The organism is Bdellovibrio sp. HCB-110 (genome assembly GCF_047323225.1).
Lineage (GTDB): Bacteria > Bdellovibrionota > Bdellovibrionia > Bdellovibrionales > Bdellovibrionaceae > Bdellovibrio.
Genome location: NZ_CP178750.1, coordinates 2,801,740 through 2,826,618, shown reverse-complemented (window position 1 = coordinate 2,826,618; position 24,879 = coordinate 2,801,740). Strand labels below are relative to the sequence as shown.

Sequence of the window (24,879 nt, the reverse complement as noted above, 5' to 3'; positions counted from 1 at the left end):
GGACTTATCTAGGGGGACTCGTGAATTTTAAGTCTTTATCGTTGGTATTGCTTTTGGCCTGTGCGCAATCATCTTTTGCGGACGACACTGTTGGTGAAAGCCGTATGGGCGAAAAGTCCTATCTTCTAGATTCCATTTTGGTAGAGGCAGATAAGGACAAAAAAGAAAAAGCCTACGAGTCCATCAATTCTGAAACCGTGATTTCAAGAGATGACATTCTTAAAGGAAACGCTAGAGACGTTAGCGACGTTCTGCAAAAGGTTCCTGGTGTTAGCGTTATTGGTGGAGGCGAGCTTCAAAATAAGAAGATCTCTATCCGTGGGCTTGATGGCTTCCGCGTTATTCAGCAAGTTGACGGTGCACAACGACTTGAGTCCACACAAGACGGTATGACTTCTGGTATCTCTGTCGAGCCAGAAATGCTTTCTCAGATCGATGTGCAAAACGGGGCAGATTCAGTCAGTTCTATTTCGGGAGCCATTGGTGGAACCATTCAATACAAAACAATCACACCTGAAGATATTCTGATCGGTAAAGAAAAAGTTTCGACTAAATTAAAGGTCTCTGGAGATTCTGCAACAGAAGGCCAAGCTCGTTCTATTCACACAGCGACAAGAATCAATAAAGATTCTTCGGCTCTTTTTGGGGTGACTCTTAGAAACTCCAATAAAGTTGAATCTGGTTCTCCGAATGAATCAGGGGAGAGTAAAGAAACAGAAGATGCCGAGTCTACAAGAAGCACTTACCTTGCAAAATACATTCGTAAAACGGGGACTGCTAAAACCGATGTGAAGGCCGAGTACTCTGACACCCAAAGCAAGAACGCGGCTTATGCTGCGGGATATGGAGAGTCTAACTCTGATTATCAAAGTTCAACACTTGAAGCTGTTGTCAGTCACGAGCAAAGTATTACTTCTAACTTTAAAGCTGAAGCTCTTTCTTTCTATAATAAAACGGATTCTATCAAGAATACTCACACGGCTTTCCGTGGATCTAAGGCGACCTTGGGGCGTGTGGATGATCGTCTTGAGAATGCAGGGGCGAAACTTGCGGGTGTTTCGATCTTCCCAATCTCTTCGGATCTTTTGCTTCAATCAAAAAATGGAATTGAAGGTATCGGAAGCCGCATTTCAGAGGACGACGGAACAGAGAGTCCTTATTTCGGAGAGTCTCATGGTTACGACGGCAGTGTGTTTTCAGAAAACAGTCTGAGTATTGCCGAAGACAAAGTTGTTTTGATGGCGGGCGCTCGCTTTACTAATTATCACCGTGAATCAGATAAGTTGAGTTTAAATAGCCCAAGTAGCGATGGTGACACGCTATCGACAATGGTGGGCGTTTCTTATTCTCCGGTGGAGTGGATGAAGATTTCGGGTAAGTACGGAGTTTCCAATCGTGCTCCGAATGTGCGTGAAATGTATCTTGGAACGGGAGTTCCTTTTAGATGTCATCGTCCATCGAAAGAATGTTCGACGGTGCCAAATGCAAGACTTAATGAAGAGCGTGCTCTTTCTAAAGAGGTCTCTGTATTATTTAAAACTCCTGAAACAGTGAAGCCGCGCCGATTGAAAGTGACATACTTTGACGAGAATATCGGCGACTTTATTCAATACATGCCTGAAATGTACCGCATCGAAAACGGAGTGCGTGTTCCTGCGGGACCTGCGAACGCGACTCACCGTGAGTATCAGTATCGCAATCTCTCGACAGTTTTGCGTCGTGGTGTTGAAGCGCAAGCACAGATGGACTATGGCAACTGGGAGTTTGAGACCATGTACTCGATGATTCGCATGGATTGTGTGGATTGTCCTGATATGTACTCGGCTACAACGATCAGCGAGCCCTTGGTTTCTGCACCGGCGGATAAGTTTGGTGTGGCTGTGGGGTATGAGTTCCCTTCTTTGGATCTTGAAGTGGGGGCGGATGCCCAGTATGTAAGTGCTCAAAAAAATCTTTCTGAAAGATATTTGTTGGCGGGTTATGGGACGCCGTCTTACGATGTGTACGGTTTTAATATGCGATGGACACCGAAAGTTCGTGAGTTGGGTCAATTTGAAGTGGGTCTTGGGATCAGCAATGTGCTTGATAAAAAGTATGTCGTGCATAACAGTCCCAGCGGCACTTTTGAATTGGGACGTAATTACAGTCTGTCGCTCGCAACAATATTTTAAGAATTTGTAGGGGAGTATTAAATGAGAGGTTTGATTTTTGTACTTGTGACCGTTTTTGCAATGGGAGCTTTTGCTGAGAAAAAGTTTGGAGCGGGTGCCAAGTTTTCCGACGCTATTCCAATGTCTAAAATTATGAAAACTCCAGAGTCTTATGTTGGTAAAGAAGTGACTGTCTCTGGTGTGATCGTTGATGTCTGTGCAAAGCGTGGTTGCTGGATGCAATTGACAACGGACTATCAAAGCGAAAAAGTCAGAATTAAAGTCAACGATGGCGAGATGGTTTTCCCTCTAGAGTCTCGTGGAAAAAAAGCGGCTGCTAAAGGTGAATTCAAAAAAATGACTCTGTCTCTTGAGCAGACAAAGTCCTTCTTGCAACATCAAGCTGAAGAAAATAAGAAAAAATTCGATCCTGCTTCCGTGAAAGAGCCGATGGTTGTCTACCAAGTTCAGGCAACTGGCGCTGTTATCGAGGAATAAGTTCGATGTTGGGACCTGAGAAAAACGGTGCGGACTGGCGAAAAAAGCTGTTCGTTATGAACAGATCTTTTCACCGAGATATTGGCTATTTCTGCGTGGGATTGATTCTTATCTATGCCATTTCAGGAATAGCCGTGAATCACGTCGACTCTTGGAACCCGAGCTATGTCATTACAAGATCCGAGCACACCCTTAAAGATTTGCCAGGCGCTGCCGAGTCCGAAGAGTTTGAGAAAGCCTTAGCGAAGGGTCTTGGCATCAATACTCCTTTCCGCAGCCGAGTCAGAGATAGTGCTGAGGAAGTGTTGTTCTTTTACGAAGGATCAAGAGTGTCTTGGAATGAAACCAAGCAACAGGCCTATGTTGAAACGACTGAGAAAAGAATCGGTCTGTTTTTCGCGAACTATTTGCACTTAAATAAAGCCAAACGTGCGTGGACGTATGTTGCGGATGTGTTTGCGGTGCTTTTGATCTACTTGAGTTTGTCGGGGCTATTTATGGTTAAAGGTGCTAATGGCTTTGGACGGCGTGGGTGGATTTTTGTTGGTGCGGGGCTGGTGGTTCCGCTGGTGTTTTATTGGGTGTGTGTTTAGCGGAGTCTACCAGGAGCGCGCCTGGTATATATTGTTAGAGTATTCTCTATACCTCGATATTCGTTGCAGATGCATGGCCACCCTATGTGGATGATTGAAATGATATGCTAACAAACACTATATCTTTCTTCTCTAAATAATCTCGAATTGAATCGGCATTGCGCTTAAAAATTAGGCAATTAAATTTTTGTTTATTTCTGCCGATCTAATTGAAGATGGACGAGGAAGACCTCGAGCCATGCAAGATTATTAGATGGAGATATCACATATGAAACTAAATCCGATCCTGAGGCTAACAGTGTTTTCTATTTTATTTGTGAGCCTTGGCTGTACTAAGCCAATGGATAAAAAAATCACCAAAGATAACTACAATGAATTGCTAGAGGATATCAGAAAGAATGCGTCCGAAGAAGATTGGAAAAAGGTTCAAGCTATTACGATGATGGCAAAAATGGGTAGCTTGGCGGGGAAAACAGAAATGGAACTCCTCGAAGGTAAGTCATTCAACCAGATTATTGATAATATTAAAAAGAAAAATGAAGCCGACCTGAAGGCAGCGAAAGATGAAGAAGATAAAGCTGAGCAGTTGGCTCAGCTATTTGAAGTGATCGAGTGGAGAAAAAGCAATAAGACGGATGCTTATGGAATTACTCAGTCGGTTATCTTGTCCTTAAAGTTGAAGAACAAAATGGACAAAGAAATGGATGCGTTCGAAGGGTCAATTTTAGTCTACGATAAACTTCAGAACAAATTAGGTGAGTTTCTTATAAAAGACACAGAACTCTTGGCTGCTGGAGCCGAGAGAAAACTAAGTTTTAATTTCTCGACAATTGATTTTAAGAACAACGTAAAAGAGATTTACGCGACAAATGGAAAGGACTTGAGATTTAGATTTAAGCCTACAAGAGTTCTTCTAAAAGATGGCACAACTCTCTAAGAACCCTATTTGTAAATAATCGATCAACCCCTCCATGGTAGGTCAGTTGAAACTGCTTTGAGAGTAGAATTATTCTGGACGTCAAAATTTATAACTTCTTCCTCAGTGAGGAAATAAAGGTGAAGACAAGTAGGAACGATGTCAGATTATCAAGAGTTTAAAAGGGTACGTGCTGAATTTCTGCGATTGGGTTTTGAGTATGATACATTTGGATCTAGGTTCGCTGAATTAGTTCAAAGAGCGCTACCTTTATGGAATATTGAGTCCCTTGAAGAAGATGATTTAAATCTTGAGTTTGAGGGGCGCCATTTTGAGCACGGTTTTACTTTAAGTCTTCCACTGCGTCCGTTTTTTCATGTGGCGTTTAAGAATTGCACATTTGATGGTCACGTCGAAGTAAATAATTTCTCATCAGCGAAGTTTGAGAATTGTGAAATTGATAGTTTTTATATAGGGACTAGTTATAGCAATATCGTTGTCGTTGGCGGAACGATCAGGATTCTTGATACTCAGGAGTCTGGAGGAGCTCATTGTATATTTCAGAACGTAAAAATTGAAAAATTTTATCCGTCAAGAAACTTAAATAAGATTGCTTTTAAAAAATGCATCTTTGAAGACGCAATAGAAATGAGACCTTCTTCGGCGGTAAATCAATTTACTTTGGTTGTTTTTGAAAAATCGATTTTCAGGTGTTCTCCGAACTTTCTAAAATCGTCATTTGCGAAAGATGTTGTATTTGTACGTTGTACTTTTGAAGTGCTTACAGAGTTTGCAGCGGTATACTATCGAGACCTTAAGCAGAAGGCCGTGGATAATCATGATGAGTTTAGTTCCACACACTTTGCATCTCTAGAAATGAAATCTAAACATACTGATCTTGAATTTGGATCAGAATATTTTCTAAGTGCCGGATATAAACTTCTTAACGATTATGGTCTCGATCCATTTCGTCCAGTATGGATCTTGTTTTGGCAGGGGATTGCGGCATTCTTAGTATGGGGTTTGGCAGTGGCTTGGACGGGTAGTGCATTTGTGAGTGGCTCTGAAAGGGCACCACTATTAAGCGAAGGATGGCAGCTCGTTTATTTAACATTTTTATCAGTATTAGGTCCATTGCGATTATTTGGAACTTTTGACTTAGTAAAGCTAGAAACTTTTTCATCTCAAGTAATACTTTGGTTTTTTACCGCTATGGCTTCGCTGCTATGGTTTTTTATTATTCTTGCGGTTAGAAGACGATTTAAGGTGGGGTAGATAGTTCAAGGAATTTGTCAGAATCTATCCGTATTCCGTCGTTTAAATCATTATGCTTAAATTTGTTTATGATGGCTTTTTCGATAGGAAGATTCGATGATCTTATTCGATACAAATATTATTAACGATCTTGATTCAAATAGAGAGCTGCGAACTAATGTCGTAGATTTCGTTAAAAGACATAGAGGCGTATTTTGTATATCTTTGCTTTCTATTGCCGAAATATTGGATGGTCAACGAGATGACCTAGTAATGGCAAGGTTGAAGCGACTAGATGAAATCTGGGAATTAGTAGGTTCCTCAGGGTTTCATGTGTTCATCGGTTCAAGAGAATTGATTCCAATTGAAGCTCGTTCGCAAGGTGATAAACACTTCCTTCACAAATTGCCACAAGAATACTTAGATGAAATTCGTAAACTTTTTAAAGGTGAAATACGCAAAGCGGATTTTACGACTCCAGTGGCAGAAATGATGAGACGCGAACGAGAAGATAAGGTCGAGTTTTATAGGGTCGATAGAGAGTTTAGGAAACGAATCACCAGTAATGAAGATATAGATCACGCGGAGATTGAGGACGCTGTGTTAAATTTTCGCGGTTTAACCAACTATCTTGAAGATTACAAAGTTCCGGCGGCTGTTTTTGCCGAGATCTATCCGTCATTGACCGAATGGCGCCTGAGGCAAATTCAGAAGAAACATAGAGGGTATCGTCTCATAAAAGTTTTGATGAGTATGCTGGTGTTTCGAAACCTTTGCAATGCAATTTCAGAATCCAATACAAATCCGGCTTTGGCGGAAGTTAAGCGAATATCCAGAGGGCAGTGGTATGACATAGCCATAGCCGCCACAGCGGCTTATGCGGATTACTTTGTGACGAATGACCGTGGGCTGGTAGCATTCTGTGAGTTTTTAAGGAAAAGAAATGTTTTGCGTTTTAAAACGTTACTGGCATCTGATATCCGAAATTGAAAACAGGATTCGCATTATATCGAGTTTCTTTTTGTAAAAGTAGCCAATTCGCTAGAAGCGAGAGTTTGCTCGACATTTTGTCCTTCTCATGGCGAAAGTGTTGGTTATGTTATGGCCGCAGGTTGACGGAAGAGAGTAAGTAGATTTCGATATTATTTATGTTTAAATGGTCCTGATTCAACTTATAGTTTCAATATTCTCCATCCTGGTGAGAGAACCTAAACCGAATGGCCTGTTAAGTTCATGATCTTCGTCCTGATTGATGTAGAGAAATTTTAAAAGCATAAAATAATTTTATTTAGTGTCCGATACGGAAATACTTAAAATTGTTTACTGCTTCAAAAGGTCGTCTATGCCGGTTAGGGATGCTACTAGTAGTTGGTCAGGATACATATATCAGTCGGTCGTTGGGCTTGTAACTGCTTTAGAAATGCTAGTGAGTGTTGAGAGTGATAACGCCGATTTTGGAATCGTATTGATATACGAACAGCACGAAGATTTTTCTTTGAGACTGTCTGATGGAGTTGGCAACACATTTCTTCATCAAACTCATCAAGTTAAGTATAGAAAATCCACTACACGAAGTGACTATTACTCAGCCATTAGAGTCTTGGTTGAGGGAAGAGGAAAACCGAATGCGCCAAATCAATATATAAACCTTTCCGCAGAGGTGGAGTTTGAAGATGCGGATACTCTGAATTTAACGGCAACAGATATTAATAACTTGGTTTTTAGATATAGTGATGGTCGTAGATATCTTCCTGGTAGTGAAGTCTTTAAAAGACTCGAAGATCTTATTAAGAAAATTGGTGAGTTGCGAGAACTAGAGTTAGTTCAATCGGAAATTGAAATTATAGCGGCAACTCTTATATCGAATGTGGACAAGTATATTGTGGAAACAAAGGAACTCCGGCTGGAGAATCCGGTTTATATAAAAGAGATCGATATCTTTACTGAGATAGATCTGGCGATTTCCAGCTGTAGAGTTCTGAATGACGAATTATGCGGGAGAATTCTAAAGAAAAGATTTTCGGAAGCATTTTATCTGTTTAATGAACTTCATGGTGATATTCCAAAGTTGGTAAAAGTCTTTGAGTATTTTAATAGATTAAGTGATTTAGATGCGATGAAGTTCGTTCGTCGAATCGAAGTACATAAAGATCATATAGATTTAAAAAGTCTTATGGGAGCATTGAGAGACCCTGAAGATCTTCAAGATATAATGTTTGAAGTAGTCAAAGAATGCAGGGTAGATTTTGATTTAAACGATCTTACTCTAAAAAAATCAGGGCGCCTTTTTAGGCCAACCACTTTTCGTATGGCGAGACATCCAGATGTTGCAGCTTACAATCTATCTAAAAGATACATTCCTCAAATTATTCAAAATGTCTCACTATATGACGTGGAGGGGTACTACAAAGCTCATAGCTTGATAGTCTCGGGCCAGAACGTTGAAAATATTTGGGAGTACGACATCACAAAAAATGGCGTTGTAAGGCAAGATAACAAAATAAATGAGCCTGAATTAAAAAGCTTAATCGACGTAGATACTGCAATAGGAATAATAAATGAAGATGAATGACCTTTTTTTTAGAATAATGACGGACCTTGATTTTAAAAAATACGAGACTCAACAATCTTTTAGGGAGTTGGCGTATAATGTATCGTTCTTCGTGAAGGAAAAGAGGGCATATTTTTATTTAGCTCTTGGACCTGACGACGTTGATCTTTTTGATCTTTTTCTTTCTGAATTTCAGGGTGATCTTTTTACAGCAGTGTCTGCAAAGTTTGATTTTTTTTCAAAAGATCTATCAAAAAACTCCTATTTTATCTTGGCGATTTCTCATGATTTAAAGAAATTGAGAAGTAATAAGTCAGTTATCAATCTAGAGGAAGACACTTTCTTTTTTAAAAAGATGGTCATAGGTTTTAACGAGGCAGAAGTTAGTCTCTTGCATCAGAGGATTGGCGAGAGAGATGTAGTTGTAGCTCTTCGTGAGTTAGCTTCTGATCAAGATCTATTTGAAAATTACGTCAGGAAAGTTAAGGACAATGATGCGGGGTTTGAGCGGCTATTATATCAAATTCTGACTAAGGTGCCGTCCATTCCCGTTACCGTAGTAGAGCGTGACTTTGAAAGTTTAAATTTGCGATTGGAGCGTAGGATTTCCGATCAAAATCTTGCAGATGAAAATAGCAGAGTTGTTGCATTTATTAATGAAATGAATGGTAAACCTATTGACTTACAATCTTTTAAAAGATTCTTGGGTGTAGAATGAGTCGTTTTCGAATTGGAAGAATTGGAATTAAAAATTTTAAGATATTTCCTGAGTATAAGGAAATTCGATTAGACGGTAGCGACCTAGTAGTTTTTGATGGTCCGAATGGATTTGGGAAGACATCTGTGTTTGACTCAATAGAGTTTGGTCTAACTGGAAAGATAAAACGTTTAGACTTGTATGATGAGTCGGTTAAAAATACTAAACTTTCACATGGATATCCATTTGTTAATAGCATCGACGGTGAGTTTTTTATAAAGATTGAATTCACTGCTTCGAATAGTAGTTTAGTCATTTGTCGGTATCTTGATGCAACTTCTGTAAAAGCAAAAGGTAAGGGAAAAATTAATTGGTCAGGCGTAGGGTTAAGGCGTCTCGAAAAGTGGGATGATTCATATGATTCGGGTGCTGTCTTAACTCAGAAAGATCTTGAAGGTCTTTTTGGGGCGCCGGATTTGGAGCGCGTTTTTAATGTATTCTTTTATGTTCAGCAAGAAGAGAATACATTCTTTTTAAAAAGGAGTGAAAACGAGAGGAAAGAATACCTTAACGTTTTATTTGATGTAGATCGAGAGTCTAAGTATGTTGAACAATTAAAGGAAATTTCTAAGGTTCATAAAGAGTATATACAGGAGAAAGACAAACAAATACTTGATCTCAAAGCTACTATCGTTGTTCCAAAAGTCGAAGATGCACCGTTAGGAGATATTAAGCATGAAATTCTCTTTCCAAAGGGCACTTTTGAGTGGGATAAGGAATCGCCTGATTTCGCCAAGATGTCTATGGATACAATTCAGACTGGGATAAAAGGCCTTCGAGATTTGGTTGAGCACCGTGATGTTTTTAAGCGACAAAAAATGGCGAATGATACTCGTAGTTTTTTCGTAACTCCAGATTTTGTGTCGAGCTTTATATTGCAAGAAGTGTTTTCCAGTAGATTTGCGGAGATTGAGGAGCTTATAAGGCGCGGCTCTGATCTTAAGTCCTTTTATGAGGGTTTAAAGTCGAAGAGATATTTGGACATGCATTTTTGGGAAAAGTATCGGATATATATGGGACTCTTTCCTCATCTTGATACAGACGCTATTATTAAAGACATCATCGAATTTCAAAAGGCTGAAAAAGGACATAATGCATTGGAGAAGAGTCGCAATGAATTGATAAGACTTCGGGAATCTCTTTTGTCACGTTTTCAGGAGTACCTTTCTAATCAATCTGATTCAAAAGATGGCGAGTGTCCCTTGTGTGGGCAAGATTGGGGAGATTTTCAGACACTGATTGGAGCGATCTCAAAAGAAGAGCAACGATTTGTGAATCAGAATCAGGGTATTTTGCAGGGATATCTTAAGACAATTGATGATTTTGCAAAAAAAGTTGAGTCTAGTCTTCAAAAAAATCTGGGTGAAACTTATTTTCCACAAGAAAATTTACTGCTGAAAATAAGAGCCTCTGCTCGATCTGTATCGATATATCAAAAATTTAAAGATTATCTCCTAGAAAATGGGATTTCGTATGATTTTAGCGGAGAGTTAATCGAATTGGCCGATTTATCGAAGTTGGATATTGTTGCGAAAGATTTTCAAGGACGAGTATTAGAGTTTTTGGATAAAGAGAAAAGCCTAACTGATGAGGCTTTTGCGACATGGGATTCATACTTTGTGCGCTATTTTCAAAGTGACTTTGAAAACTTCAAGAATATTAACGGAGATCTTTTGGATTCAAAGTTAAGATATTTAAAGGTGAAATTTGGTGAGTACCTCACGGTTAAAAATGAGGTTGTCAAATACAAAATTCAAAAGATTATTGACGAGAAAGAACAGGTTAGAAAGCGTGTCGAACAGGTCAAGGCACTGCAGGATCTGCATGAGGATGAGATTCGCAAACATATCAGTAGGATTATCAACGACATTTCGATTCCATTTTACGTCAATAGTGGTCGTATTTTGCAGGAATTCCATGGAGGAAATGGAATATTTGTTAGAATGGGTTCAAAGAAAACAGAGGGAGTTAAGTTCTTCACGGATATTGATACTGAGAATGATCCCCTGTACTCCCTGAGTTCGGGACAAATTTCCTCACTGGTCTTAGCATTCTGTTTAACACTGAATGATGTGTATAAACATCATTACTTGGGTATGGTTCTCATCGATGATCCTGTTCAAACTATGGACGAGATCAATACGATTACCTTTATTGATCTTATTAGAACGAGTTTTAAAGACAGGCAATTCTTAATTTCTACACATGAGGACAATTTTTCATCTTTAATTCGATATAAATTTAAACAGGTAGACTCTACAGTTTCGGTTATAAAAATGAGGGATGTTGTATAAAAGGTAGTTACGGGTTGGAGAGTATGAAAGAAAAATATTTCACGACACTTTTGATTGGCAACGGATTGGGGATGGCCCTTGATTCAAAATATTTCCGGTTGCAGGCTGCTATCAAAAATGTTTGGCATAATGAGGATGATACTGTTTTAAATTTTAAGAACAAAAACGCTATTTTAAAATGCTTACCTGAAGTGAATGGACAAAGGCCAACAATTCCTTCGAGTGAGGGGCAACTAGCAATGCTTCATCAAGTTGTTAGCGCTTGTTCTTTGTTGTCAAAGGTTGAGAAAAATAAAACGTTTTGGTTAACGGAGAATGGTCAAAGATTTCCCGACGTCACGAATTATTTTATTGGACAAGTAGCTGCGTACTTTCATAGGTACGAGAAAAATCCGGAGTCATATATAAATTTTGTCAAAGAAATGACAATTTTTTTGAAGTCTCGTAAGGCTCACTTGGCGACATTGAATTACGATAATCTTCTGTATCAGCCATTAATTGATAGGGGTGTTTTGAGAGGCTATGACGGTGATCTAATAGATGGGTTTCGCGGAATGACTTATAGCGACTCAAATATGGAGAGAAAAAAAGGAAGAGAAGAGCTGGGTTGGTATCTGCATCTTCATGGATCCCCGCTGTTCTATGGGAAAAATGGAGATGTAAACAAAATGTCTCAAACCGATTTGACCGAGAGTTTTATTAGCAAAGATGTTTATCATCGGCATATAGTACTTAGTCACTATAAGACAAAGACCGAGATAATATCGGGTAGCAGTCTATTGGCGTCATACTGGGAGTATTTTGAACGGGCCCTAGGGGAGTCCTGTGATTTGCTTGTATTTGGATATGGTGGCCAAGATAGGCACGTTAATAAGAAAATATCAGGTTGGATAGAACAGCGAAGAAAATTGAAAATGAGCATAAAAATATTGGTGGTCGAGTGGAACAATCCGGCAAGAGAGTTTTCAGAAGAGAAAGAAAAGTGGCTCAATAGATTCGATCCAATGGGGATACTAAAGCCAGGTGAATTTAAATTAAAACGATATGAAAATATACTGGATTTTGATTGGGGTTTACTGGGGGACTAGTTGCTGCATCCTTTTTTCTAAGAGCCCCTCAAAAGAAGCCTTCACATCCCTCAACATCCGTCTAGTAAACGCCAAGTTCTTCAATATTTTAAAAGCAAACGCCGCATCTGCCTTACACTGGAAACCACATCTCCAGGGAGAAAAAAGAATGATGCGCGTCCTTACGAAATTAAAAACCAACGTCATTAAATTATACGAAATCATCAAAGAACTCGATCAAATGCCCATGCGTAGAATGCAAGGGGAGTTCTACGAAGAAGAACGAAAAGAACCCCGTGTTCATCGCAAAAACAACGTCAAAGTTGAAGATCTATTCCCAAAGAAACAAGACTAAATAAAATGCACCTGGACGATTATACAGGTGTATTTATGCGTTCTGTGCATATTCGAATTTGCTGAATGAGGGAATTAATGGCCGAGGTTTTTTGTTATTATAGCATGTAAGAAGCAATAACAAACAAAGGAGGCTTCAATGATGAAACTGATTTCATCCCTCAAAGAAAAAATCTTCGGCAACTCACTAAACGATCTAGAGAACTCAACAGTTCTTTCCTGTCTTTCTCACTTGGAATAACACGGGCTCTAACCCAAGACGCATCGTTTCTTGGGCCTCAATACCTTTTCAATTAGATTTCCTTATTGAATTACACCGATAGATCTGGAAAAAGCAGCTTCATGCAAATGAAGTTGTTCTTTCTAATTTTTGGCGTTGTCGTGTCTTTCTCTCAAGCTCAGGCGATGAGCCTTAACGACCTCACAATCCTTCTGCCACTTCCCAAAGAAAAAGAAATGTCCTTGATGTTAAGTCCTGAAAACAAAGGACCTCAGGGGGCTCTTCTTTCCCAAAAGACTTATCAAGAAATCGTGCAACTTGTTCCAGAAGTTCCAAACCACGTCACGTGGAGAGACTCTCTTAAGGTCGTCGGCATCCGCATTGATCCTTGCTTTACAGAAGGTGAGGGGCCGCTAGAGTGCCGTCGTCAAATCCGTCTGATCTGGCAACCCGTATTCCACGCAGATAACGCCGCTGACACACGCGATGCCGCTGTTCATAGTTTCTATGAATTCGACGAGGAAACATTCAATCGACTTTGGAATGACTGGCAGAAACTTTCTTCCGGTTCATCAACAGATGCTTTGCAAATCCATCCACAAATGAAAGCCGAAGGCCTTAAAGGTCCTTACTGGAAACACCTTCGCGCTCTTATTTTAAATTACTGTGGAGAGAACAACCTTATCCGCATGACAGCCATGAACGTCATGGCGGGCGAGCAGCTTTGGATCTTTGCAGGCTTTGATATCGAAAACGGCCAAGCAAAGCCCATGACCATTCCTCGTATCAAAGGCAGAACTCAAGGAGTCATCCAAAGCTCTTCGCAATTCCAAAGCTTCACAGGCGGAATGATGCCGCCTCCGGAAGAAGATGCCGAGTTCGGAAAATTCGTTTCTGATTCTTCAACAACAAAGAAAAAATTCACCGAAGCACAAATCAAAGCCTTGATGGGAAAAGTCCAGGAATACGAAAACCCCGAAAAACACAATCCAGGAACTTTGGACTGCGCAAGCTGCCATCTTGCGAATATGGGACATCAGTGGGGACAACTCAATTTCAAACAATGGAATTGGGAAAACGAATTTAAAAACATCGCTTATCAAAGCTCATGGAATCTAGAAAACACCAGCAAAGGCCCGTTAAGAACAAATCAACTTAGAGCCTTCGGTTATTTCATGGCCTGGCCCGCGATTTCTCAACGTGTGATTAACGAAACCGCGGCAACAGCCACCTATTTTAATATCCGCTAATTGCGATCCGAATATACAGGATGCAAATTTCACTCACTCAACATACGATAAATGTTGAGAGGTGACTGTTTGTGACTACAAAAACCCTGAATATAAATCGAAGCCAAATAATTTCATCAGTTCCGGATTTAACTCAAATAAATGCAACGGGTCTTGGGATGTTTTCTGGAGCTTCATTTGAGCTTGATCCTGTGAACGTAAAATGGAAGACCACGCAGAAAGAACATCCAGGTAAAAATGCGACGTCTAAGGATATTGAGCTTCAGTCGACCATAGGGAGAATCACGCTCCGAAAATCCTATTGGACCTCGTACGCGAACGAAGTGCTTGAAGGTGTTTGCACTCAAATTCATTTAGACTCAAAACCAACTCCAGCCCCTAATGATGTTCGCTTTCGCTGCATCATATACATGGATGCTAAATCCGATCTAACGCTCCCACATTTTATTGAGGATGAAACGACGTGGGCAGCAAGTCACTGGCTCCCTCTGCGAGCAGGCGGCAAGCAGTTAGACTTTTACTATCTGGAAAAACAAAAATGGCTGGTTTTTGATGCTCCTCCGGGAATCGCGATTGAGGAATTTCGCAAGCTCACCGGAACTGCACGAATGTTGCTTTCTTATATTCTGGGGGTTCGCTTTGATCAGCGATCATGTGAGCTGGCGTTGTCTCTGGATCTAAAAACCGTCTATGAAGCTTGGTGGTGTCCTGGAAGAAAAAGAGTCGCAAGTGGATATTGCCCCATTCCTTCTAGTTGGGGGCATTGGGCTTCCGCAAAAGAGCAAGTTTCCATACCGCAAAGTATGCGATGTCTTGACGATGTTGTTCTATCAACACTATGGGGTAATCTTCTTGCGTGGCCGGCTCTTTCGGTCCCCATTGAGTATCTTCTGATGTTTCCTTCCGCACCTGTGGAAATGCGTGGGGCAATGCTGTCTGTTGCTTTGGAAAGTTTAACCAGCTCCATCACAGAGAAGGTTAAAATCCCAACTCCAAAGCCCTTAGGCGTATCAATTTGGAAAAATTATCGCCAAATACTAATAGACTATCTTGAAGCGGCATTTAAAAACTCTCTAGTGAAACGAATGATTCATTCGCTTGAAGAGCACGGTGGAGCTTGGGAGGTTAGCACGAAAAAGATTCTTACCAACAGAATCAACGATCTCAATAAGCCGACCAATCGAGCGAAGCTCACGGCTCCGTTTCATCACTATGGCATTCCAACGACAGAACAAGATGAAAAAGCCATCGGAACTAGGAATGACTTTCTTCATCGCGGTCGTTTGTTGAATGAAAAGGCTCGCATGGAAAATGATTCTTGGCGAGATGTCTACTATACTGAAATGCGTATCTATACTTTAACAAATAGACTTCTCTTGGCAGCTCTTGAGTACGAAGGACCTATGATTAATTGGGGAGAAACACAGCTTGGCACTGGAGAGTTCCAATATCTATATCATTCAAAAAAATAATATTTTTGATGGTTACTTTCCATTCACCTTCTTCAAAGTCTCGGCAAACAACGTCGCTTCTTCAAACATCGGAAAGTGCGCTGACTTCTTAAACTCAATAAACTCTTTCCCCTTCGGCGCCAAAACTTTGTCGTAGTATTTCTTCACAAGCTCCGTCGGTGTTGCCATATCAAAAGTCCCTTGAATAAAATAAGTAGGCACTGCGATCTGAGGCATCTCGGTAAAAGCATTGTACTTACCCAAATAAGGAATCAAAGCCTCAAAAGACTTCTGCGCGCTAAGACCTTGATTCTTCAGATCCTCGATAGAATAGATCTTGCCCGAACCCGCAGCCTTATTAACTTCATCCAAAGTCAGATTGTGAAAAACACGATGAGCCTTCATCAACCCTTGGCTTACTTCCATCACTTGAGCCCACTTGTGATAAGGAGGAGGCTCAAGCGCCGCATGATCCCTATGTAAAAACTGATACTTCAACTCATCGGCCTTTGCATAATCCACAACAGTCCCAACAGACACATAAGCTGAAAACAATTCCGGCTGGGCTTTCACTATGTGCGAAGCAACGATAGTTCCCCAGGAATGTCCCACCAAAATAATTTTCTTACCCGGCATTTTCTGTTTGAGAACTTTAACAACCTCAAGCCCATCCAACACATAATCTTGAACGGACAAGGGCTTACTAAAAACCTCCGGAGTATAAGACTTCCCAGCCCCGCGCTGATCCCAATGCACGACTAAAAACTTTTTAGCTAACTCCTTGTCAAAACTTTCAGAAAACATCATAAGTGGGGAGCCCGGTCCGCCGTGTACAAACAGAATAATAGATCCCGCCTCGTTCCCAGAGTAAGAAATCCATTGTTTTGTTTCGCGCACGTTAATTTGTTCCACTTTAGCCATACCGAATCCCAGAGAATAATTTAGAAAAACAAATAGAAATAAGGCCGCTCGCATTAAAATCGCTTTTTGCATTGTTTAAGCCTAGCACATAATTTGAAGAAATCTAGAAAAGGGAATAGTTGTTAAATCTTTAATTGGTGGCTTAATATGGTATAGATCAAAATATAGTCTATACCATATTAAGGATTTTAGAACTTTTTAGAGCTAAGGAGTAAGATGAAATCCAACATTGAAGATCTAATAAGTTTTATCAAAACCTTCTGTGAAGAACGCGATTGGGATCAATTCCATTCCCCGAAAGACCTCGCAATTGGAGTCTCCACCGAAGCCAACGAACTCCTAGAACTTTTCCGTTTTAAATCCGAAGCCGAAGTCCAAGAAAAAATGAATACACCCGAGTTCAAAGAAAAAGTCTCTGACGAACTTGCCGATATTTTCTTCTTCGTCTTGAGATTCGCACAAATGAATAAGATTGATATCACAGAAGCGTTCAAAGCAAAGATGCAGAAAAACGCACAGAAATATTCAGTAGAAAAAGCCAAAGGCTCAAACAAGAAGTATAACGAGTAGGAAGAACGATGGCGCCACTAACTCATGAACAAAAAATCACGATCTTTAAAGCTTATGCTCAGGAAAAGAAAATCCCCAGAGCCTTTACTTCGATTCCCACAGTGATGTTCATCAGTCTTGGCCAGCAAATGCCGCCAATTATTTTCTGCAAACCTTGGCAAATCGCGCTCTCACTTGGAGTCAACTTCGCCGTAGGGTGGGGACTCGCTATGCACTTCATGTCTTGGCAACGTAAAAACATGCCGATTTCTCTGCAAGTTTCTGCCGCAATCATGGCCGGAGCCCTCTTTGGTTTTTCAATGGCGATCTACTATAAAACCCAAAAAAAGAAATACGGTCTGACAACCTGGGAAGAGTTTAAGGGTTAAACTCCAACCCCATCTGTTTATCAAAAGCCCGGCGACGTTCTGAACTAAAGAAATACTTAAGCTCAACCAGCAGGCGGAAGCGTTCATGCAAAAGCATGGAGCTAATCACAAATCCTTTTTTCAATTTCGGAATCAGCACGGCTGCATTGTTCGGGTGGTGAGTGCTCGTCACAACTTGAAAACCCTGGTTGCCAACAACTTCTAAAGCCGCCGTCAAAATTTCGGCATAGACACCTTGGTTGCGATACTTCAAGAGTACCGCCGAGTTCTGCATATAATAAGTCTCAGCATCCGTCGAATATCCAAAGTGCCAGCCAACGACTTCGTTATCCGCAGAATAGACCAAAAAACGCAGGTGATAACGAACCATGCTCTGCTGGCGCCCCGCGATTTTCTCTTTTGAAACGTCATCAATCTGCCACGTGGGTTTAGCATCCGTGCGATTGCTAAAGGCCTCATTAAAATGAGTGTCCAAAGCGGACCACAGTTCTTGTTGGGAAACCTCTTTAATAACAAATCCGTTTTTAAGCTCTTTAGAATACATGAATAAACTTTAACCTCAGGGCCCGAGAAAGTTGAATAAAAAGTATAACTAATAGACAGATGCCGCCTCAGTCCAATCGGACCCCTATATTTATCTTTCATTTAGGGCCGGAAATTCTATAATTACTTTATGGTAGGAAGCATTGTAATCAGTCTGATACTCGTAGCCGGTTTGCTCCTGATGGTTTTTCGTCCCATCTCTCGTCTGACCTTAAGCCCCATTTATTGGGACATCGGGATCGGGACGGGAGCAGTGATCATCTTTCTTATTTACCTTATGACGGCGGTGGTGACTCCGGCGATGATCGAAGAGGATCTCGCAAAAGAGCCCTGCGGTTCAAAATCGCCGCAAGGCGCCTGTTACAAACTTGAGCCTGACTTATGCAGAACTATCTGGGATAAATCTATCGGAGATTGTAAGCAAGAGCTTGCGGACGTGATCAAAGCGCGACCCACAGGACTGATCGGGCCCGCTTTAAATCGTTGCAGCGCTCGCAAGATGGATAAATCCATTCGCTACAATCGCGTGCAAGCCGATACGGCATACTGCAAAGCATACTTTAGTTATTTGGAAGAGAAACACTAAGTGGATCAAAAACAACAAACGCCCTATGAACTTCTTGGCGGAGAATCCGTCCTAAGAAATCTGGTCAAACGCTTTTATGAAATCATGGACACCTTGCCTGAAACCAAATCCTTGCGCGATATGCATCCGCAAGATCTGCAAGGTTCTGAAGATAAACTTTTTATGTTCATGTCAGGCTGGCTTGGCGGTCCAAACCTTTTTCAAGAAAAGTTCGGTCATCCGATGCTGCGGGCTCGTCACATGCCTTTTAAAATCGGTAAGCCCGAGCGCGATCAATGGATGATTTGCATGGTTCATGCTTGTGATGATTTAAAAATCGAGGATCCTTTGCGTTCAGAGCTTTTGCATTCTCTTCTAAGACTTGCCGATCACATGAGAAATCAAAAAGAGTCTTAGTGCAAAGGAACGTAGCGACCTGTGAGCTTAGAAATCGCAAGAACCAGATTCTTTGCTTCCACGGGTTTGGCCAAGTGATCCTGAAATCCATTAAGAAGAGCACGCTTATGATCATCATCATGAGCGTAAGCCGTTAAAGCAATAGCCGTGGTATTTCCACCCATCTCGGGCGGAAGTTTACGAATCATGCGAATGAGATCATACCCATCTTGTTCAGGCATGCCTATATCCGTCACGACAACGTCAGGACGGTTTTTAATCAAAGACTTAAAGGCTTCTTGCGTAGAACTGGCGGTGAAAGTTTTCGCTCCGGATTTTTTCAAAATAGTTCCAACTAAAACTTGTGCATCTGGCTGATCATCTACCACGAGAATTTTTAAATCTTTTAAAGGAAACGTGCTCGTTAACTTGGGTTCGTTTTCAGTTTTTGTATGTCCTGTGTGAGCCTTTACAGAAGTCATCGGTAGCATCACGGTAAAAGTAGCCCCTTTTCCTTTGCCTTCACTAGCTGCCTGTATATTTCCTCCGTGAGCCTCGACAATGCTTCGGGTGATCGCAAGGCCTAAACCTAAGCCGCCAAATTTTCGTGTGGTGGTGGCATCTTCTTGGCGGAACCTTTCGAAGACGTAGGGGAGGAATCCTGAATCAATCCCTTTCCCTGTGTCTTTCACCGTGATAACCACATTGGATTCGGCTTTGGAGAGTGAAACATAAATCTTCCCGTACCGGGGTGTAAATTTAACGGCATTAGAAAGTAAGTTCCACATCACTTGTTGCAGTCGTGTCGGATCTCCGGCCACAGAACCGACATTCGGCGCCAAATTTTCGACGATCTCAATATTTTTACCACTGGCCGCCGGCATGATGGATTCAACCGACAAAGAGATGATTTCTGCCATGTCGACAACTTCCATATTCAATTGAACCTTACCAGTGATAAAACGCGACACATCTAAAATGTCACTGACAATATGAACTTGCGCTTTGGTGTTACGATAAATCGCTTCAATAGATTTTCGTCTTTCCTCTTCGTTAAGATCCTCATCGTGCAGCAATTCACTGTGTCCCAAAATCACGTTCATCGGAGTGCGCAGCTCATGGGAAATCGTCGCCAAAAATTCGTCTTTAAGACGGTTCGCCGTTTGCGCTTGTTCATAAAGAATTTGTTTCTCAGTCACTTCTTGCGTGAGTTGCTTATTTAAATTACCCAGCTCCTCTGTGCGCTGTTGGACTTTAACTTCCAGATCCTTTGAAAGACGTGTTAAATCTTCCTCAGCCCAGCGCCGTAAAATAAAGAGTCCAATGCGTTTTCCAAGGTCACTCATCAGATCTAAAATCTGCACATCAGCACTGAGCGACTTTGTATGATGAATGCAAATAGTGCCGATCAATTCCTGACCCTCACAAATAGGGCAGTAGATAATAGTTTGAATTTCATTTTCCCGTAGAAATTTAGCGCGAGGCAATTCGCGATCTTTGGTCATGATCCACAAGGGACTTGTCGTCGTAGAAACTTCACCGACCAATCCCAATTCTCTCGGAATATGAAGGCCCGCGTTTTCATTTTTAAATTTTTGATCCATCTCTGATGACAAAGACCATTGGCCCGCACAGATCAGATCTTTTCGCTCTTTGTCGGTGAGCCACAGTTCTATTAAAGGCCAATTGAGTCCTGAACAAATTGTTTTAAGCAGGGGTTGAATCGCATCTCCCAGAGAATTCGCATCCGTCAGAATGCGCGTCGCCGAAAACTGAATAATCGAAAGCTGGTCGGTCTTTTTACGTAAAGAAATGTCATGAAGAAAAGCACCGAAGAGCACGCCTTCTTTTTGTTGAATCGGATAAACAGTGAGCTCGACCATCAATTCATGTCCATCGCGGTGAAGAGCGGGGACTTCAATCCGGCGATTTAAAATAGGACCTTCTCCTGAAGATAAAAAATGATGGAGCCCCTTAAAATGCGCATCCCGAAAAGACGGCGGAATCAGAACCCCAGGGAGGGCTTTGCCTAAAACCTCATCCCGGGACCACCCAAAAGTTTTTTCCGCTTGAGGATTCCATTCTTGAATAAAACTTTTTGAATCAATCGCTATAAAGGCGTCATTGGCAGAGTTGATAATCGCGCGGATACGTTGTTCGTTGTTGCGAAGCTCGTCTTCGCGCAAATTTCGTTCTTTGATTTCACGCAAAAAATGCGCTTCAGATTTATTTTTTAAAACTCCCACGATAATGGCGAGACCTGGTAAAGATATTGCCCACATGAAAAGACGTCGAGCGGAGTCTTCTCCTAAGGCTCCACCTTGCGCAAAGAAAAAGGCCAGATAAGCCCAGGCTAAAGCACTTGTCAGTAAACCTGGGGCTAGTCCCCCATAAAAACAAGAGACAATAATACCCAGGACGAGAATGGCAGCAGGGTTTGGTAAATAGTAAGGAGTTCCATCTGCATAATGGACCGCAAGACCCGTCAGGAGGACAATGATCGGACCGATCAAGTAATGTAAGGCCTGCGTAATAAGCTTGCGAGGACTAGATTTCATAAGAGGTCCGTCTCCTAGAAAAACATACCTACGTTTAACTATCTTACGTCCTCGTTAATGCTGAAAGCACAAACTGATCCATTAATGCATTGTCATGAAAATCAGAAAAAGATTTTGTGAGATGGCACTCTAGAAACCGGGCATGGAATTCATTTTATCTTCCATAAGCTGCTGTTGAAACATCCACTCGGCTTCACCATTAGGGTCTTTGCTGTACTCTTTAAACTCTCGTAAGGACTCTTGATTCGCTTTCATAAAGTCCTTATCTCGCGGGTCAATACGAATTCTACCGTTAGAGTCGTACTGACTGGCATTTGCGTATTGCAAGCGCACCTTCATTTTAGGATTGTGTTTTGTCATGGCTCCCACCCATTGCGTCGTGGGAACAGCGCGGGCTTCCATGGAAGGATCTAAAGTAAAGGGAACAACCTTGCCATCTTTTTCAACCAGAACAACGGGAGCTACGTGATACTTCCAACGAATGATTTCGCCTTTCTTCTTAGGGTGAGGAATCTCCAAACGGGGAGATTTACTTTCATCCACAGAAGCAAAACCTTTAAGCGGAGTAACACCTTTTAACAAAAGCAATCGCGACATTTCATGGGCCCGCTGCTCATATCCCGCTAAAGAAAAATCAAAGGGAATATCCTGATTGTTTTTGAATTCAGTAAAAAGAGCTTGCGCATCTTCCTCAGACATCACAGTGGCCTTTTGACCTTTATAAGTCACAAGCCGTGCAGAAGTCGGAGTCAAAGAAGGAGAGTTGCAAGGGCGCGACTCTGATCTATTTAAGTGACGGAGAGTTTTATCAAGTCCTTCGCAAAATGAATGCAGATCATCCTTGGCAAATGCGAAGGAAGACGAGAGCAAAATAAAAAGGACCATGATCTTTTTCATCACAGTCCTTTTCGGCAAAAATGGCGGAATTCTCAGGGGTTTCTTAAGAAAATCAGTGTCTTAAAATAAGACGTTTAAGAGCGGCTGCGAATTCTTTCTAACTGAGAAACCTTTTCCTGTAAGTTCTCTAAGAGCTCTTTCTTCTGTTGGGCTGTCATGTTTAACAGGACGTCCACAATCAGGCGCTGCAAGTTCCGCTGATACTCACTGAAAGCCTTTTGATATTGAGGGTCGTTATAGATCTCCGGATGCGCATAAAAATCACGGACAAAGGCCTTCATGCCTTCTAGGGATCCACTTTCTTTTAAAAACTTCTGAAAGACGGCTTCCTTGTTCTTAACTTTCAATTCCACGGGAAAAGGTGATTCGCTGATATGCTTTTCGATCAAAGCTTTTTGCGAATCCGTTAAAGAGCCCAAAAACATTTTAAAGTATTTGTGGTACTTCTCTTTATAGTCATTTTGATATTTTTTGGTGTTATGAAACTTCTCTAAATCTTCTTTGTTTTTCTCATGAAAGGCTTTGGAAAAATACGCAAGCTGCTTGGAATCCGCTGTCGCAATAAAACCCACTGCAGTGTCGGTAAAGTGCGCAGTGAATTGCTCGACATTTTTCATAACCATGGAAAAGACGCTGCTGATCTTGGCTTCACTCAAAGTTCCTTTGGAAATGTCTTGCTCTAAATCTTTCGCATTATCAATCCAATCGGGCAGTACGGCGGTTTTAATTTTATCAAAGTCATGTTGCAGGGATTTTTTCAAAGCGGCACTTTGTTTGGAAGAGATATCAAAGTAGTCATCAACTTTAGAAGCGATAAAAGTGTCAGCCCAGTTAAAAGCGATATCCAAACGAGAGCACGCAGTTAGACATGTGAAACTCACAGCGATTAGCAGTAGGATTTTTTGCATTGCGATTTTCTGTTAGCAAGTTCAGCCAATGAGGTCGTACAAAGAAGAGCGGACTTGAGTCTTAGAAGCTCCTTAGAGTTTAAGGCTAACAAAGAATCTTAAAATAAGACGAGGATCAAAAACAAACCCGACCAGAGGCCGGGTGGAAGTGAAGAAAATTCTAAAAATTTAGCGGCACTTTTCCTGATTCCATTTCTTCAAATCAGGGGCTGTCGAATCAGAGGCGTCAAAATAACGAGCGTCTTCAAATTGCCACACAAAATCCATCTTGAAGGTGTTGTAGCGATTCACGTAATGAAGACCGTCGCAAATGCCTTCAAGGCCCTTGTCGGTTGTATACCAATCCTCATGGGTGCCTGTGATTTTCACTTGCTGTTGTTGGGCGTCTTGGCAGGTATAAACGCAGGTCCACTTGCGCTTTGTCCCATACCAGGTCTTCGTGTAATAGACGTACTGTTTGGAAAAAGGATCTGCGATACAGCGGCAAGCCGAGGCTTCAGAGGAATGAGTCACCTGAAAAAGAGTGGCAAATCCAAGGACGAGCAAGAATAGGCGAAACATAGAAAAATCCTCCGGTTGGGAGTTATGCAAACTTGGCACCCTCTATAGAGAAAATAGAGGCCCTTAGGTATGTCCAAACAATGAACAGAGGACCATCTCCGGCAGTTTCGTTGGATTATTTATCATGATGTTTTTCGGCATCGTAAGCCTTACGACCCGCGCGGTGATGAATCTTATAAGGGGAGCTTGCTTCAACCAATGCTCCCGATAAATCCACGCAGCGATCCAGAAGTTCCTTCGCCGCTTCCGCCAGCGCATGACTTTTTTGAACATAACGAACGTTGTGTTCCATGTTTTCCATACTCCATCCCAAGGAATGCGCGATAAAAGGAAAAGGCGGAAGATGAAATCCCAGCTCCGAAAAAAATCCCATCAAGTGTCCGGCTACGGATTGAACATTGTCTTGTCCGCCGGTGATAATAAATCCCGCCACCTTGTCGCGAATAAGTTGATTGTTACGAAGAGTGATTTGATTTTGAATGCAGTTAAAGCGCTCTGCCATTTTATAATATAAGGAACTTGCCGAACCCCATCGAATGGGAGTTGCGATCAACATCACATCCGCCCAATAAATAATATCTTCATAAATGCGATCGAGCTGATCGTTCGCATCCATCTGCGTGATCGAACAAGGCCAAGTGCAGGCGTGAGTACTTTTTGAATAGAAACCTTCACAGTGACGAAATTGCAGTTCCCGAATTTTTTGCAGGCGGGTTTCATAACCACATTCAGCTCCGTGCTTTAAAGCTTCTTCCAGTAAAAGTTCAGACGTCGACACGCGCGGATTTTTAACGTCCATCACCGTGGTTGAAATACCCACGATCCGTAAAGGCCCCGGGGCCCTTTCTAAAGGACGCGTGAGAGGATGAGGCGGGTGGTGAAGTTTATGTCGTGAAGTCCCCGCAGTTAAATCAATCCATACGAAATCATTTTCAATTTTAACGGGATAGCTGGGAACACGGTCGTCTTCAAAACCAGGCTCGCCTTTACCGGTTTCTGTGTGAAATTTATAGTAGTGCCACGGACAGACGACGTAATCTCCTTCGATGCGACCGTCTCCCAAGGGACCGCCTGCATGATTGCAAACTCCCGAGATCGCCGTGAAGTTCCCATTGCGATAAATCAAAGCGATTTTGGTTCGATTGATTTCAAGTTGTTGCAAGGGCTTTTTTTTAAGAGCTTCTACGCTCCCGAGCTTGTGCCAATTGGATTGTTCCGTCATGAAGGAAGGCTATCG

At 41.6% G+C, this 24,879-nt stretch carries 24 protein-coding genes; 17 read left to right on the top strand and 7 right to left on the bottom strand.

What is annotated here, in order from left to right:
- Positions 1-20 precede the first annotated feature (20 nt).
- From ACL934_RS13420 to ACL934_RS13360, 13 genes are all read left to right on the top strand, one after another.
- A complete protein-coding gene (locus ACL934_RS13420) occupies positions 21-2,171 on the top strand; it encodes a TonB-dependent receptor domain-containing protein (protein ID WP_413612431.1) in 2,151 nt (716 codons plus the stop codon).
- 21 nt (positions 2,172-2,192) lie between these two features.
- Positions 2,193-2,648, top strand: coding sequence for a DUF4920 domain-containing protein (locus tag ACL934_RS13415; RefSeq protein WP_413612430.1), 456 nt, complete (start codon positions 2,193-2,195; stop codon positions 2,646-2,648).
- 56 nt (positions 2,649-2,704) lie between these two features.
- Entirely contained in the window at positions 2,705-3,241 is a 537-nt protein-coding gene (locus tag ACL934_RS13410; protein WP_413612429.1) for a PepSY-associated TM helix domain-containing protein, read from the top strand.
- A gap of 268 nt (positions 3,242-3,509) precedes the next feature.
- Positions 3,510-4,178: a hypothetical protein gene (locus tag ACL934_RS13405; protein WP_413612428.1), complete on the top strand. Its 669-nt coding sequence runs from the start codon at positions 3,510-3,512 to the stop codon at positions 4,176-4,178.
- Between the two features lie 138 nt (positions 4,179-4,316).
- A complete protein-coding gene (locus tag ACL934_RS13400; protein WP_413612427.1) occupies positions 4,317-5,432 on the top strand; it encodes a hypothetical protein in 1,116 nt (371 codons plus the stop codon).
- Between the two features lie 96 nt (positions 5,433-5,528).
- Positions 5,529-6,401: a hypothetical protein gene (locus ACL934_RS13395; protein WP_413612426.1), complete on the top strand. Its 873-nt coding sequence runs from the start codon at positions 5,529-5,531 to the stop codon at positions 6,399-6,401.
- Between the two features lie 352 nt (positions 6,402-6,753).
- Positions 6,754-7,983, top strand: coding sequence for an ABC-three component system protein (locus ACL934_RS13390; protein WP_413612425.1), 1,230 nt, complete (start codon positions 6,754-6,756; stop codon positions 7,981-7,983).
- Positions 7,970-8,680 (top strand): ABC-three component system middle component 1, encoded by a 711-nt coding sequence (locus ACL934_RS13385; RefSeq protein WP_413612424.1) that lies wholly within the window; start codon positions 7,970-7,972, stop codon positions 8,678-8,680. Before ACL934_RS13390 ends, ACL934_RS13385 begins: the two co-directional genes overlap by 14 nt.
- Positions 8,677-11,013 carry an AAA family ATPase gene (locus ACL934_RS13380; RefSeq protein ID WP_413612423.1) on the top strand — a complete coding sequence of 779 codons (2,337 nt, stop codon included), beginning with the start codon at positions 8,677-8,679 and terminating at the stop codon, positions 11,011-11,013. Before ACL934_RS13385 ends, ACL934_RS13380 begins: the two co-directional genes overlap by 4 nt.
- Before the next feature lie 23 nt (positions 11,014-11,036).
- A complete protein-coding gene (locus tag ACL934_RS13375; protein ID WP_413612422.1) occupies positions 11,037-12,101 on the top strand; it encodes an SIR2 family protein in 1,065 nt (354 codons plus the stop codon).
- A 148-nt stretch (positions 12,102-12,249) separates the two neighbouring features.
- Complete coding sequence (locus tag ACL934_RS13370; RefSeq protein ID WP_413612421.1) at positions 12,250-12,435, top strand: hypothetical protein; 186 nt, start codon at positions 12,250-12,252, stop codon at positions 12,433-12,435.
- A gap of 341 nt (positions 12,436-12,776) precedes the next feature.
- On the top strand, positions 12,777-13,904 hold the full coding sequence (locus ACL934_RS13365) for a hypothetical protein (RefSeq protein WP_413612420.1): 1,128 nt from the start codon (positions 12,777-12,779) through the stop codon (positions 13,902-13,904).
- 158 nt (positions 13,905-14,062) lie between these two features.
- Positions 14,063-15,376: a hypothetical protein gene (locus tag ACL934_RS13360; protein ID WP_413612419.1), complete on the top strand. Its 1,314-nt coding sequence runs from the start codon at positions 14,063-14,065 to the stop codon at positions 15,374-15,376.
- Between the two features lie 12 nt (positions 15,377-15,388).
- Here ACL934_RS13360 and ACL934_RS13355 read toward each other — a convergent pair whose 3' ends face one another.
- On the bottom strand, positions 15,389-16,276 hold the full coding sequence (locus ACL934_RS13355; protein WP_413612418.1) for an alpha/beta fold hydrolase: 888 nt from the start codon (positions 16,274-16,276) through the stop codon (positions 15,389-15,391).
- A gap of 216 nt (positions 16,277-16,492) precedes the next feature.
- Between ACL934_RS13355 and ACL934_RS13350 the strand changes: the two genes are divergently transcribed.
- Complete coding sequence (locus ACL934_RS13350) at positions 16,493-16,846, top strand: nucleotide pyrophosphohydrolase (protein WP_413612417.1); 354 nt, start codon at positions 16,493-16,495, stop codon at positions 16,844-16,846.
- Between the two features lie 8 nt (positions 16,847-16,854).
- Complete coding sequence (locus tag ACL934_RS13345) at positions 16,855-17,214, top strand: DUF6404 family protein (protein WP_413612416.1); 360 nt, start codon at positions 16,855-16,857, stop codon at positions 17,212-17,214.
- Here ACL934_RS13345 and ACL934_RS13340 read toward each other — a convergent pair.
- Entirely contained in the window at positions 17,204-17,758 is a 555-nt protein-coding gene (locus ACL934_RS13340) for a GNAT family N-acetyltransferase (protein WP_413612415.1), read from the bottom strand. The two genes, ACL934_RS13345 and ACL934_RS13340, sit on opposite strands and share 11 nt — an antisense overlap.
- Positions 17,759-18,010: 252 nt before the next feature.
- On the opposite strand from ACL934_RS13340, the gene ACL934_RS13335 reads away from it, so the two are divergent.
- Together ACL934_RS13335 and ACL934_RS13330 are read left to right on the top strand one after the other, a co-directional pair.
- Positions 18,011-18,343 carry a hypothetical protein gene (locus ACL934_RS13335; RefSeq protein WP_413612414.1) on the top strand — a complete coding sequence of 111 codons (333 nt, stop codon included), beginning with the start codon at positions 18,011-18,013 and terminating at the stop codon, positions 18,341-18,343.
- Positions 18,344-18,739, top strand: a complete 396-nt coding sequence (locus ACL934_RS13330; protein ID WP_413612413.1) for a group II truncated hemoglobin — start codon at positions 18,344-18,346, stop codon at positions 18,737-18,739. It abuts the gene before it with no gap.
- On the opposite strand, the gene ACL934_RS13325 is transcribed toward ACL934_RS13330, so the two are convergent.
- The 5 genes from ACL934_RS13325 to ACL934_RS13305 form a co-directional block, all read right to left on the bottom strand.
- Positions 18,736-21,276, bottom strand: a complete 2,541-nt coding sequence (locus ACL934_RS13325; protein ID WP_413612412.1) for an ATP-binding protein — start codon at positions 21,274-21,276, stop codon at positions 18,736-18,738. The genes ACL934_RS13330 and ACL934_RS13325 overlap by 4 nt on opposite strands.
- A 129-nt stretch (positions 21,277-21,405) precedes the next feature.
- Positions 21,406-22,173 carry a protein-glutamine glutaminase family protein gene (locus tag ACL934_RS13320; RefSeq protein ID WP_413612411.1) on the bottom strand — a complete coding sequence of 256 codons (768 nt, stop codon included), beginning with the start codon at positions 22,171-22,173 and terminating at the stop codon, positions 21,406-21,408.
- 74 nt (positions 22,174-22,247) lie between these two features.
- Positions 22,248-23,081, bottom strand: coding sequence for a DUF6279 family lipoprotein (locus ACL934_RS13315; RefSeq protein WP_413612410.1), 834 nt, complete (start codon positions 23,079-23,081; stop codon positions 22,248-22,250).
- Between the two features lie 168 nt (positions 23,082-23,249).
- Complete coding sequence (locus ACL934_RS13310) at positions 23,250-23,642, bottom strand: hypothetical protein (protein WP_413612409.1); 393 nt, start codon at positions 23,640-23,642, stop codon at positions 23,250-23,252.
- Positions 23,643-23,757: 115 nt separating this feature from the next.
- Complete coding sequence (locus tag ACL934_RS13305) at positions 23,758-24,864, bottom strand: Rieske 2Fe-2S domain-containing protein (protein ID WP_413612408.1); 1,107 nt, start codon at positions 24,862-24,864, stop codon at positions 23,758-23,760.
- Positions 24,865-24,879: the final 15 nt, after the last annotated feature.

What these genes read in the sequence shown, in the direction of transcription:
- ACL934_RS13410 (WP_413612429.1), top strand. Translation starts at nt 2,705, where the DNA reads ATGAACAGATCTTTTCACCGAGATATTGGCTATTTCTGCGTGGGATTG.
- ACL934_RS13350 (WP_413612417.1), top strand. Translation starts at nt 16,493, where the DNA reads ATGAAATCCAACATTGAAGATCTAATAAGTTTTATCAAAACCTTCTGT.
- ACL934_RS13375 (WP_413612422.1), top strand. Translation starts at nt 11,037, where the DNA reads ATGAAAGAAAAATATTTCACGACACTTTTGATTGGCAACGGATTGGGG.
- ACL934_RS13340 (WP_413612415.1), bottom strand. Translation starts at nt 17,758, where the DNA reads ATGTATTCTAAAGAGCTTAAAAACGGATTTGTTATTAAAGAGGTTTCC.
- ACL934_RS13365 (WP_413612420.1), top strand. Translation starts at nt 12,777, where the DNA reads ATGCAAATGAAGTTGTTCTTTCTAATTTTTGGCGTTGTCGTGTCTTTC.
- ACL934_RS13355 (WP_413612418.1), bottom strand. Translation starts at nt 16,276, where the DNA reads ATGGCTAAAGTGGAACAAATTAACGTGCGCGAAACAAAACAATGGATT.
- ACL934_RS13320 (WP_413612411.1), bottom strand. Translation starts at nt 22,173, where the DNA reads ATGAAAAAGATCATGGTCCTTTTTATTTTGCTCTCGTCTTCCTTCGCA.
- ACL934_RS13325 (WP_413612412.1), bottom strand. Translation starts at nt 21,276, where the DNA reads ATGAAATCTAGTCCTCGCAAGCTTATTACGCAGGCCTTACATTACTTG.
- ACL934_RS13385 (WP_413612424.1), top strand. Translation starts at nt 7,970, where the DNA reads ATGAAGATGAATGACCTTTTTTTTAGAATAATGACGGACCTTGATTTT.
- ACL934_RS13370 (WP_413612421.1), top strand. Translation starts at nt 12,250, where the DNA reads ATGATGCGCGTCCTTACGAAATTAAAAACCAACGTCATTAAATTATAC.
- ACL934_RS13305 (WP_413612408.1), bottom strand. Translation starts at nt 24,864, where the DNA reads ATGACGGAACAATCCAATTGGCACAAGCTCGGGAGCGTAGAAGCTCTT.
- ACL934_RS13310 (WP_413612409.1), bottom strand. Translation starts at nt 23,642, where the DNA reads ATGTTTCGCCTATTCTTGCTCGTCCTTGGATTTGCCACTCTTTTTCAG.
- ACL934_RS13390 (WP_413612425.1), top strand. Translation starts at nt 6,754, where the DNA reads ATGCCGGTTAGGGATGCTACTAGTAGTTGGTCAGGATACATATATCAG.
- ACL934_RS13345 (WP_413612416.1), top strand. Translation starts at nt 16,855, where the DNA reads ATGGCGCCACTAACTCATGAACAAAAAATCACGATCTTTAAAGCTTAT.
- ACL934_RS13400 (WP_413612427.1), top strand. Translation starts at nt 4,317, where the DNA reads ATGTCAGATTATCAAGAGTTTAAAAGGGTACGTGCTGAATTTCTGCGA.
- ACL934_RS13405 (WP_413612428.1), top strand. Translation starts at nt 3,510, where the DNA reads ATGAAACTAAATCCGATCCTGAGGCTAACAGTGTTTTCTATTTTATTT.
- ACL934_RS13415 (WP_413612430.1), top strand. Translation starts at nt 2,193, where the DNA reads ATGAGAGGTTTGATTTTTGTACTTGTGACCGTTTTTGCAATGGGAGCT.
- ACL934_RS13380 (WP_413612423.1), top strand. Translation starts at nt 8,677, where the DNA reads ATGAGTCGTTTTCGAATTGGAAGAATTGGAATTAAAAATTTTAAGATA.
- ACL934_RS13360 (WP_413612419.1), top strand. Translation starts at nt 14,063, where the DNA reads ATGTTTTCTGGAGCTTCATTTGAGCTTGATCCTGTGAACGTAAAATGG.
- ACL934_RS13315 (WP_413612410.1), bottom strand. Translation starts at nt 23,081, where the DNA reads ATGCAAAAAATCCTACTGCTAATCGCTGTGAGTTTCACATGTCTAACT.
- ACL934_RS13395 (WP_413612426.1), top strand. Translation starts at nt 5,529, where the DNA reads ATGATCTTATTCGATACAAATATTATTAACGATCTTGATTCAAATAGA.